Raw genomic sequence first — 10,655 nt, forward strand, 5'->3', positions numbered from 1 at the left:
GCGGCGGCCAAACCCAAGGCGGCGAACCCCTGCGCCGCCAACCCGTGCGCGGCGGCCAAACCCAAGGCGGCGAACCCCTGCGCCGCCAATCCGTGCGCGGCGGCCAAACCCAAGGCGGCGAACCCCTGCGCCGCCAACCCGTGCGCGGCGGCCAAACCCAAAGCGGCCAACCCCTGCGCAGCCAATCCGTGCGCGGCTCAGGAAGCCGGAGCCAAGACGGACTGTGTGCTGCCGACGGCGAACCCGTGCGCTGCCGCAGCCAACCCGTGCGCCGCCGCGAATCCTTGCGCGGCCAACCCCTGTGCGGCCGGCGCCGTCAAGGAGGTCAGCGACGAGGAGGCGGCGCAGCTCTACGACTGCCTCCTCGACAAGATGGAGGAGCAGGCGGCGGCGCTCGAGGCGGGCGAGAGCATCGAGGGCCCGTCCTGGCTGAAGTCGGACCTGCCCGAGGCGCGCGCCTTCCTGTCCTGGGAGACGGTGAGCACCGGACCCTACAGCTCGGCCACCCATGGCGGTCGCTATGTGGTGAATCTCGCCGACGAGGACGCGGCGCCAACCTATCGGCAATTCGAGGCCGGCGGCGCGATGCCCGCGGGCGGCATACTCGGCAAGCCGAGCTTCACCGTCTCGCCCGATGGCCACGCCGTGCTCGGCCCGCTCTTCCTGATGGAGAAGGCCGAGGCCGGCGCGTCTCCCGGAACCGGCGACTGGATCTACACCGCGGTGATGCCCGACGGCTCGCTGATGGGCCGGACCGGCGGCCAGAATGGCGAGGCGATGCAGTTCTGCGCGGCCTGCCATATGGGAATCGGTGCCGAGACCGACAGCATGACGTACCTCCCCGAGGCGTATCGCGTCTCCAACTGACGCCCGAGCCGCGGGACGCCCCCAAGCGGCCCGCGGCCCGTACTCGCAAGGAGGTCGCAGCATGACGCGACTTCTCGCCGCCCTCGCGCTCGTCCTTACGGCGACGGCGGCGCTGGCGCAGCCTGAGGCGGGGCGGCGCGAATGGCCGAACACCGACTTCTCCCGCAGCGCGGTCGACTTCGCCGAGATCGTCTCCGGCGGCCCGCCGAAGGACGGGATTCCGGTGATCGAGGCGCCGTGGTTCCGGCCGGCCCGCGACGAGACGCGTCTCGACCCGCGCGAGTCGATGATGAGCTATGCCCCCGGCAGCGCGCCGGCGCGGGCCTACCCGATCCGCTACCTGATGTGGCACGAGATCGTGAACGAGGTCGTGGCGGCGGTGCCGAATGCGGTGACTTACTGCCCGCTCTGCAACAGCGACATGGCGTTCGATGCGCGGATAGACGGGGTGCGGCACACGTTCGGCGTGTGGGGCAAGCTGCGCTTCTCAGACATGGTCATGTACGACCGGCCGCCCGAGAGCTGGTGGCAACAGGCCATCGGCGAGGGGATCGTCGGGCGCTACACCGGGCGCACGCTCACCGCGCTGCCCGCCTGGATGGAGAGTTGGCAGGCGTTCCGCGAGGCGCATCCCGACGGCTTCGTGATGGACGAGCCGGACTGGCGGCGCGCCTACGGCCGCAACCTGTCTATCGGCTATGACAGATCGCGGCGTCCGTTCCTCTATTCCGGCGAGGACCCGCTGCACGGCATCCCGCCGCTGGCCCGCGTCGCGCGGGTGGGCGACCGGGCCTGGTCGCTCGAGCGGCTGCGCGAGGAGCGGCGGATCGAGGAGGCGGGCGTGACGCTGGAATGGCGGTCGGGGCAGGTCTCGGCGCTCGACAGCGGCACCATTGCCGGCGGTCGCGAGGTCGGCGACGTGCTGGTGCGGGACGCGCGCGGCCGCGACGTGCCCTACGACCTGCCATTTGCCTTTGTGTTTCACGCCTTTTACCCAAAGGGACATGGATGCTCGGGGGCGGTGGGTAGCGCAAACGTGATCCCTGCACCTGCCAGACGGCGTCGTTTCTGCGGGTGGGGCGGAAAAGAGAACGACGTTCCGGTCCGGCCGATCGATCGATCGAGGATGGCAATCGCCCTTGGGCCGTCAATGAGAACACCCGGTCCCGCCCCATCGATGCGCCGCGCCGGCGGACCGCTTGAAGCTTGAGCAGAAGTGCGAGATGACACCACGAGTTCGGAAAGAGGAGATCTTCATGAACATGCGAACCGTTGCACTCGCGGCCGTTCTGGTGGGCCCGACGGGGCTCGCTGCGGCCCAGACCGATCTGCCGCCCTTGCTCGCTCCGGCCGATCTGGTCGAGGTTCTCGAGGTGGGCGACCCACTCGTCCTCGACATCCGCGCGGCCGAGGGTGCGGCATCCTACGCGACCGGCCACATCGAGGGTGCGGTGAGCGCGCCCTACGCGCTGTTCCGCGGCCCCGAGGAGAATCCCGGCCAGCTGCCGAGCGCCGCTGAGTTGACCGAGACCCTGCAATCACTGGGCGTGACGCTGGACCGGCCGACCGTGATCGTCTACCAGGGCGCCGATGTCAGTGATTTCGGCGCCGCCGCCCGCGTCTATTGGACACTGAAATCGAGCGGCGTCAGTGACCTGGCGATTCTGAACGGCGGCATCAACGCCTGGACCGAGGCGAGGTTGACGGTCGACCAGACCTCGATCACTCCCGAGCCGAGCGCGATCGAGGTGAGCTTCTCCGATGAGTGGCTCGCGACCGAAGAGGACGTGCAGGCCGTCGTCTCGGGCGAGGAGGCGGGTACGCTGGTCGATGCGCGGCCAGAGGAGTTCTGGCGCGGTGACGCGATGCATCCCGCAGCGGCGCAGCCGGGCACATTGCCGCAATCAGAGTATTTTGTTCATTCGAGCTGGTTCGGCGACGGCCCTGCGATCATCGACGCCGAGGCGGCGCGCGAACTCGCGGCGGAGGCGGGATACACCGACGACGCGCAGATCATCTCGTTCTGCAACACGGGGCATTGGGCGGCGACGAACTGGTTCGCGCTGAGCGAGCTCGCTGGGCTCGACAACGTCAAGCTCTACCCCGAGTCGATGGTCGGCTGGTCGAACGCGGGCTACGAGATGGCGAACGTGCCGGGACCGCTGCGCCGGATCTGGCAGCAGATCACCAACGTCTTCTGAGGCGAACATGACCGATGTCACGACGGCGCGTCCCGGTCTCGGCCGGGGGATCGAACGCTCCGCCCTGATCCTGCTGGCGCTCGCCGCGGCACTCGCCGTGGCGGCGACGGCTGGGGCGCGGTACGGTCTGCTGCTGCTTATCGGCCTCGGCTTCGGCATCACGCTCGAGGGGCTGCGCTTCGGTTTCGCCGGCCCGTGGCGGGCGATGATCGTGCGGCGCGAGCCTGCGGGCCTGCTGGCGCAGCTTGTCGCCATCGCCATCGTCGCGGTCGTCGCGATTCCGCTCATTACCCAGAACGGAACCGAGCTGATCGGGGCGCACGCGCCGGTCGGCTTCGCCATGCTGGGCGGGGCCTTCGTCTTCGGGGCGGCGATGCAGGTGGTGCTGGGCTGCGGCTCGGGGACGCTGGTCAACGCCGGCAGCGGCAACCTGGTGGGCGTGCTGGCGCTGCCGTTCTTCGCCATCGGCAGCTTCGCGGGGGCGTATCACCTGACCTGGTGGACCGATCTCGGCACCGCGCCCGTCGTCGTCTTCGACGGCTACGACGGGGTGGCGGTGACGCTCGCGGGCCTGGCCGCGATCGCGACGGCGGCGCTCTGGCTCGCGGCACCCGGCACGCGACGCATTCCGCGCCGGCTGTGGCTGGCGGCGGGGCTGCTCGCTGCGTTCGCGCTGGCGAACCTCGTGGTCGCGGGGCAGCCCTGGGGCGTGGTCTACGGCCTCGGCCTCTGGGCGGCCAAGGGGGCGGGTGCGCTCGGCGCCGACCTCTCGGCGTCCCCGTTCTGGAGCGCGCCGACGAATGTCGAGCGGCTGGGCCAGAGCATCCTGACCGACGTCACCTCGCTCACGAACCTCGGCATCGTCGGCGGCGCGTTCCTTGTCGCCGCGTGGCGGCACGGCTTCACGCAGCCCGTCCCCGACCTGCCGCTCCGCGCCTGGGCGGCGACGGTGGTCGCCGGGCTCTTGCTCGGCTATTCGTCGCGGCTCGCCTTCGGCTGCAATGTCGGGGCCTTCTTCAGCGGCGTCTCGACCGGCAGCCTGCACGGCTGGGCCTGGTTCGTCATGGCCTTCGCCGGCGCCTGGGTCGGCATCCGGCTGCGCCCGGCGCTCGGGCTCGAGGAGCGGCGATGACCCGGCGCGTGACGATGGCCGTGACTGCGGCGCTGGTGGCGGCGCTCATCGCGTTCGATCTCGCCGCGAGCGCGTCCCCGAACCCGTTCCAGGCCCCGCCGCTCCTCGCGCTCGGCTCGGGGCAGGCGGCCAGCGGCGCGCACTGCGCGGCGCTACCGACGGCGGACTGATGCGGCGGGGTTCCGCCGACGCCGACGATGCGGGCGGGACCCACGCGGCGCGCGACGACGGGCAGCTCGTCGAGTGGCTGCGGGCGCGGGACGAGGCGGCGTTCGAGGCGCTCTTCGTATCTGTGGGAAACGGGAGGTTCTGCCAAGTCAGATGTGGAGGGGTGGCGCGCTCCGCCACGGCTCCGCGTTGTAAGCTGCTGGTACTCGGGGGACATTCTCAGGATTGATTATAGCTTCTCTCGGAGCGCCTCGTAAGGCGTCTGTCCGTTGGAGGCGCCGTGGGGTCTTCCGAAGTTGTAAAACGCTCCCATTCGACGAGTTTTGCCTCCAGGTCGACGTCGCCATTGTAGCTGAGGAGTTGGTGGAACTCCTGCTCGTCGGAACGGTGCGAGCGTTCGACTTTCCCGTTATCCGGTATGTGATCTACGGCGCCTTTTTCGTCCCGCTGTTCTTCTTCGAACGGCGATATGGTGAGCCCATCCTGGACGTGGGGCGCCGGAAGCACGAAGGTGCGGGCAGGCCGTCGATAGACCGTGGGCTGAGAGCCCGAGCTCGTTACATGGCCCCGCCCCTCGCGACTTTGCCGGATACGCTGTGAGCGCGGATCCGTAGGTGTCGTGTTGCCCGCCAGCGCCCGGCCTGCGTTCTCCATCATTTGCGGCAATGTGATCCCGTAGGAATAAACCATCAGCATATCAACCTCGGTCATGCCGGGCGCCTCTATCGCCGGAAAGCCGCTGGCAATGGGAAAGCCGAACTCATCTGCGCCCGTTATCTGCTCACCCTTGATGCTGTGAGCCGATGTCCAGGAACATCGCGCGCAAATCGACCGTCGAGCGTTCTCCGACATCATCGAAATGCGCCTCAAGCCATCGCGTCGCGGTCTCACGCCCCAGATCGCGCAGGTGGGTCAGGAACGCCCATTCCGCGTTCATCTTGGAGGACGCCCCTAGCGGGATAAGCGCGTCCTGGTTCTCAATGATGTGAAGGCGCTCGCGTCGATAGCGGTTTTCGTCCAGCTTGCCCTCGTCGATCAGCCGAGCGACGAAATCGATGGCGCGAAGCTCCTTCAGCAGGCTGGAATTGAAGGCGATCTCGTTGAGGCGGTTCTGGATTTCCTGCGGGGTGCGGGGGATGCCCTTGCGCTCGACTGGGTTGATCTGAATGACCAAGATATCGGCGCAATCGCTTCCGGCGTGAAACGGGAAAAGCGCCGGGTTGCCCATGTATCCACCATCCCAATAGGGCACGCCGTCAATCACTACCGCCTGATAGACGTTCGGAAGACAGGCAGAGGCCATCACCATATCGGAAGTCAGATAGCGGCTGTCGAAGACCTTGACCTTGCCGCTCTCGACGTTGGTGGCGGAAATGTAGAGCTTGATGCTGTTGCAACTTCGAACGCAGGAGAAGTCGACGCATTCCTCCAGCACGTCGCGCAACGGGTTCATGTTCAGCGGATTGGTCTGATAGGGCGAGAACATCCGCGACATCGCATCCAACGCGTGATAGCCCCAGGACCGGTCAAGGCTCCAATTCCCCATCATCACGTCGATCGGCGCGCGCTTGATTGGGCTGTTCTTTGCGGCGTCGGACATGGTGCGCCAGAAACCTTCCAGCTTTTCGCGTGCGCCATCAGCGCCACTGGCGGTATAGCCGTCGGCCAGCGCTACAGCGTTCATCGCACCAGCGGAGGTGCCGGAAATTGCGTCGATCTCCAGTCGCCCATCCTCAAGAATGCGATCCAGAACGCCCCAGGTGAAGGCACCGTGGGCGCCGCCGCCCTGTAAGGCGAGGTTGATACGTTTGCGATTATAGGCGGGCTTGCGCGGCTTCGCGCCGTTGCTCGCGACTTTCATGGTCTTTTCCATCAATGCGCCGTCCATCCGCCGTCGACGGGCAACGCGGTTCCGGTTACCGACGCGGCCCCATCGCTGCACAAGAACACGGCAAATGCGGCCAATTCCTCGACAGTGGCGAATTTCTTGGTCGGCTGCGCTGACAGCAAGACGTCGTGGATTACTTCTTCCTCGGTCATGCCGCGCGCTTTTGCGGTACCGGGGATCTGTTTCTCAACCAGCGGCGTCCAGACATAGCCCGGGCAGATCGCGTTCACTGTCACGCCATGTTCCGCCGCCTCCAACGCGACAGTCTTGGTCAACCCGACGATCCCATGTTTGGCCGCGACATACGCTGATTTGAACGGCGAGGCGACTAAACCATGCGCCGAGGCGATGTTGATGATCCGCCCCCATTTGCGCGCTTTCATGCCTGCCACGACGGCCTTGGTGGCATAGAAAGCCGCCGAAAGGTTCAGGGACAAGATCGCTTCCCATTTCTCATCGGGGAAATCCTCGATGGGCGAGACGAACTGAATACCGGCATTATTGACCAGCACATCGACTTGGCCAAAGGCACCCTCGGCTTCGGCGATCAGGCTGCGCGCGCCTTCTGGTTTCATCATGTTGGCGGGCGAATAGATCGTCTTGATGCCATGCACTTGCTCCAGTGACTTGCGTGCAGGTTCGATCTGTTCGGCAGGCTCGATGCCGTTCAACACGATGTTGTAGCCAGCAGCGGCAAGCCCTTCGGCGATGCCGTGGCCGATGCCGCTGGACGATCCGGTGATGACGGCGGTCTTAGGATTGGTCATAGGAAATCCTTTCAGGAAATCAGGCAAGGTAGTCGTGAACGATCCGGCCATAGGGCAATGTCAGGTCGGCCTTGAAATGGCGCCCCTCGACCACGCTCAGGACCGGAAGATCAGCGACGGGTGCGTTGATATGCGGGATCAGATGCAACCGCGCCGGACCCGAATAGTGAAAATGCATGGTGATATCGGTCAGGTTGTAGGCGACCAGTTCGGCCACCCGCTGATGACCGGTCACGCAGGGAATAATCTTGAGGTTGACCGAGGTCTTGCGCAGATGCGCCCCCCGCTGGGCCGGATCGGGAGCCATCCGGTCTTGGTACTTGTAGGTCATGGTGCCCATCGCCACCCGCTCGCCGGCGTAGTGCAGCGTGCCGGTCAGTGTGTCGGTGCGCACGTCCAGTTTTGGCTCGCCCCAGCGCTTGGGAAAGCCCCAAATCTCTCGCCCAGCCGAAATCGGCGGCTCGTCGTTGAGGAACATCATCGCGGTATAGTTGACCGGCTCATTGTTCAGCAGGCAGGGAATGACCAGACCAGATTCCTGGTAAGCCCCGAACCCGGTGCTGTCGGGCATGTTGATCCATTCGTAATGCACCTGGCCACTGCCGTCCGGGATCAGCGGTCCCGGCACTATGGCGCGGATCGCGTCGGGGTTGCTCAGATAGGTGATCACAAGATACTCGCGGTCGACGAACTGGTAAGGCCCTTTCGGGTAGCTTGGATTGGCAGGGGGCATGGCGTTGAGCGCCAAAATTTCGTCGGGGGTCATGGCCAGACTTTCTGGTTGGCGGCAGGGATGCTGCGTTTGCGCGCACGGCTAGTGCGCGCAAAGTCTGCGCCGCAAATTCAAGGGGGAGGCCCGCGACCTTGTCCGGTCGCGGGAAAGGGAAGCGGAGTTAGTGCGCGACCGCTGCTGGTACGCGCGCGCCATAAACGCCCCCCAGCACCGCGCCAAAGACGATGTGCAGGACCAGTGTCATCATCGGCGCCAAGATGCCGAAGTTCATGCCGAAGACTCCAGCTCCGGCCATCGGCATGACCATGATCATCATGGCCAGCCAAGCAGCCACGCCGAAGACAATGCCCTTGACGACGGCGCTGCCGCCGGGGATCGCCTCATAGAGGATGGCGAAACCACCACCCCAGGCCAGAGTGCCGATCATGAAATGGGCGAGCCAGCCTACGATAACCGGGGCGCCCATCATCATGCTGAGCATCGCCGCGACATCAAGCTCGGGCATCACGCCCATTATGCCCTTGGCCACCATCATCACTGACAATACGGCCGTAGCAATGAAACCGGCCAGAAAGCCGTTCTTGAGGTTTGTCATTTTCTTGGTCTTTCACAGGTGTCGCGGGGCCATCTCAACCGCCGGACTGTTTTCCATCGTGAAAGGCATCAAGGATGTTGTCGATATCGGTATCGACAGCCGTGTTGTCTTCGCCTGACGCTGCATTGCGTGCTTCAGCGGTGATCAGGCTTCGCGTCTGACGCATCTGGCCCATGAACCGGGCACAGCCGTTGCACATCGACAGATGCAGACGAATCCGAAGTCTTTGTCCAAGGTTCAACTCTCCGTCCAGAAAAGCGTCAGCCTGTTGGGCAAGATCGCGGCAGGTCAGCATAGTTTTCATCCATTGTCATGCCTTACGAACAGAGGACCATTCAGCCCGCGTTTCGTTACAAGAATTTTTGAAATGGTTTTTATGATATTCAAATTGCGGGACATCAGCCCGCGGCCCCGTCTATCGCCTGCCGCAGAGTCCGGCGCGCCCGGTGCAGCAAAATTCGCATGTTGCCCTCGGTGATTTCGAGTATCTTGCAAACCTCTTGCGCATCCAGCTTCTGTTGCGCCCGCAGCACCAATACGGCGCGTTGCGCGGGTGGCAAGGCCTCAATCGCATCGCCGACATGGTCCAGAATCTGGCGTCCGGCGACAACACGTTCGGGCGTCAACTCGTCCCACAGATCCGGCATGTGTTTCCAGCGACCACGCCCATCAAAGGCGTCGGCGAACTCGTCGTCGTTCGCCGAGGTGTCAAGCGACACACTGCGATCGTCGCGCATGGCACGGGTCTTGGCTTTGTTTGACAGAATCGTGAAGATCCAACCTCCAAGGGATGATCGCCCCTCAAATCCGCCAATGTTGTGCAACACCGCGATCCAAGTCTCATGCGCCACCTCTTCTGCGGAAGCGTGGTTGTCCAAGATTGCCGAGGCCACCCGCACCATCGCACCATTGTGCTGGCGATAGAGGGTTTCAAACGCGCTGCGCTCGCCCGCCGCAAGGCTGCGGAGGATCTCTGCGTCGTTTTCATCGTGCGCGGGCATTCACTGTGTCCCCCGAACTTTCCACTGACACTAAGCAAAACATCTTGTAACGCAGCTTTCGATGCCGTTCCCTGGCCTTCCTGTTTTTGTGCGACAAGTGCTCATGAAACGCGACAAACTTCGAAGACCGAAGTCGCCGTCTTTATCCGGGATTGCTGAGCTTCCATTCCCATGCGGGCGTCCAAGTCGAGGGCAATCTAGAGGAAACGGACGCGGACGGTATGGACATGTCGTCCTGGCGTTTAAATGTGCGCGCGCATTTTGTCGCGGCGCGCGCGGCGGTGCCACACATGAAGGCGCGGGGAGGGGGATCGCGCCGGTTCAGCCAGGAATCTTGCAACGGATCGAATCGGAACGCAGGGCCATCGACGAGAATTCTGGGGAGCTGCTGCGGATGAATGAGGAGCTTGCGAATACGCGGCAGCGAATCGGCCGCCTGATGTCGATGGTCGAGCACGGTTTGGCCGAAGCGTCCGATCCCGGTCTCAGCACAAAGCTGTCAGCAGCAAGGAAAGACCGAGACATCGCTGCTGCGGGAATCGAACGAGTCTGCCGCCGAATCGGACCGGCACTCGATCTGGATCCTGGACGGATCGTGGCATTCTCAAACTTTATGAAAGACCGTATCCGCAACGGCGATATCCCATTCCGGAAGGCGTACATCCGATCAATCATCGATCACATCGTGGTCAGCGACAGGCACGCGACGCTGTCCGGCCGACGGGATGGGCTTCGAGCGCTCGTCGCTATTCACAATGAAGGAGGACAGGCAGTGCCCACTGGTATTCAGGAATGGTGCGCCACACCCGAAAGAGATATACCATTGTTGGTTGCGGTCGTTCTCGAACCAAAGAGAGCTCGGCTGGGTTGGGACCGAACGCAACCCGTCCGCTATAGGGGCGAAGTTAGCAGCAAGCGGCCGTTCAGATGACGACCTTTGTGCAGACCTGAACCATACGTCAATTCCCGTCTAGCTATCTCACCATGAACGTTGAGATCGTCTTTGTCATAGTAGGAGAGACGCATGGGCAAGGTGACATAGCCGCACGGCGAAAGCACCCATGCGGAGTAAGAGTTTTGGGCGATCACGACGCAAAAATTCCGCGACCACCGGCTATTTTTCTCCAAAAGAGGAAGCAGCTGCCGACGATTACGCCAACCTGGAGAGCAGAAGCCAGCCGGGGAATGCGCGTAAGACTAACGGCCCGCCTTTAGCCCGTCTAGCAAATTTCCCCACTCCTGCATAAGCGTCACCCGCTGCTCCCAATAGGTGGCGCGGTTGTAGGTCCGCCGGATCGCGTTC

At 64.0% G+C, this 10,655-nt stretch carries 11 protein-coding genes and 2 pseudogenes; 6 read left to right on the forward strand and 7 right to left on the reverse strand.

Going from position 1 to position 10,655, the window contains the following annotated elements; translation table 11 throughout:
- The 5 genes and pseudogenes from VSX60_RS19155 to VSX60_RS19175 form a co-directional block, all read left to right on the forward strand.
- A pseudogene (locus VSX60_RS19155) lies at positions 1-867 on the forward strand (hypothetical protein); the annotation flags it as partial.
- 61 nt (positions 868-928) lie between these two features.
- Entirely contained in the window at positions 929-2,077 is a 1,149-nt protein-coding gene (locus VSX60_RS19160) for a DUF3179 domain-containing protein (protein WP_327625868.1), read from the forward strand.
- Positions 2,078-2,123: 46 nt separating this feature from the next.
- A complete protein-coding gene (locus VSX60_RS19165) occupies positions 2,124-3,068 on the forward strand; it encodes a sulfurtransferase (RefSeq protein WP_327625869.1) in 945 nt (314 codons plus the stop codon).
- 7 nt (positions 3,069-3,075) lie between these two features.
- Positions 3,076-4,200 carry a YeeE/YedE family protein gene (locus VSX60_RS19170; protein ID WP_327625870.1) on the forward strand — a complete coding sequence of 375 codons (1,125 nt, stop codon included), beginning with the start codon at positions 3,076-3,078 and terminating at the stop codon, positions 4,198-4,200.
- Positions 4,197-4,370, forward strand: a complete 174-nt coding sequence (locus VSX60_RS19175; RefSeq protein WP_327625871.1) for a hypothetical protein — start codon at positions 4,197-4,199, stop codon at positions 4,368-4,370. The genes VSX60_RS19170 and VSX60_RS19175 overlap by 4 nt, the downstream gene beginning before the upstream one ends.
- Before the next feature lie 227 nt (positions 4,371-4,597).
- Here VSX60_RS19175 and VSX60_RS19180 read toward each other — a convergent pair.
- The 7 genes and pseudogenes from VSX60_RS19180 to VSX60_RS19210 form a co-directional block, all read right to left on the reverse strand.
- Positions 4,598-4,779, reverse strand: a pseudogene (locus VSX60_RS19180) (integrase core domain-containing protein); the annotation flags it as partial.
- Positions 4,780-5,149: 370 nt separating this feature from the next.
- Positions 5,150-6,229: a patatin-like phospholipase family protein gene (locus VSX60_RS19185; RefSeq protein ID WP_327625872.1), complete on the reverse strand. Its 1,080-nt coding sequence runs from the start codon at positions 6,227-6,229 to the stop codon at positions 5,150-5,152.
- 11 nt (positions 6,230-6,240) lie between these two features.
- Entirely contained in the window at positions 6,241-7,023 is a 783-nt protein-coding gene (locus tag VSX60_RS19190) for a 3-hydroxybutyrate dehydrogenase (protein WP_327625873.1), read from the reverse strand.
- A 19-nt stretch (positions 7,024-7,042) separates the two neighbouring features.
- Entirely contained in the window at positions 7,043-7,789 is a 747-nt protein-coding gene (locus tag VSX60_RS19195) for an acetoacetate decarboxylase (protein WP_327625874.1), read from the reverse strand.
- Positions 7,790-7,916: 127 nt separating this feature from the next.
- Positions 7,917-8,351, reverse strand: coding sequence for a DUF6789 family protein (locus VSX60_RS19200; protein WP_327625875.1), 435 nt, complete (start codon positions 8,349-8,351; stop codon positions 7,917-7,919).
- Positions 8,352-8,385: 34 nt separating this feature from the next.
- The gene (locus tag VSX60_RS19205; protein ID WP_327625877.1) at positions 8,386-8,655 is read right to left on the reverse strand and encodes a zf-HC2 domain-containing protein; all 270 of its coding nucleotides are present in this window, start codon (positions 8,653-8,655) and stop codon (positions 8,386-8,388) included.
- A gap of 94 nt (positions 8,656-8,749) precedes the next feature.
- The gene (locus tag VSX60_RS19210; RefSeq protein ID WP_327625878.1) at positions 8,750-9,352 is read right to left on the reverse strand and encodes an RNA polymerase sigma factor; all 603 of its coding nucleotides are present in this window, start codon (positions 9,350-9,352) and stop codon (positions 8,750-8,752) included.
- Positions 9,353-9,746: 394 nt separating this feature from the next.
- On the opposite strand from VSX60_RS19210, the gene VSX60_RS19220 reads away from it, so the two are divergent.
- Positions 9,747-10,283 (forward strand): hypothetical protein, encoded by a 537-nt coding sequence (locus tag VSX60_RS19220; protein WP_327625879.1) that lies wholly within the window; start codon positions 9,747-9,749, stop codon positions 10,281-10,283.
- Positions 10,284-10,655 lie beyond the last annotated feature (372 nt).

Source organism: Aurantimonas sp. A3-2-R12, assembly GCF_036016755.1.
Classification (GTDB): domain Bacteria; phylum Pseudomonadota; class Alphaproteobacteria; order Rhizobiales; family Rhizobiaceae; genus Aurantimonas; species Aurantimonas coralicida_A.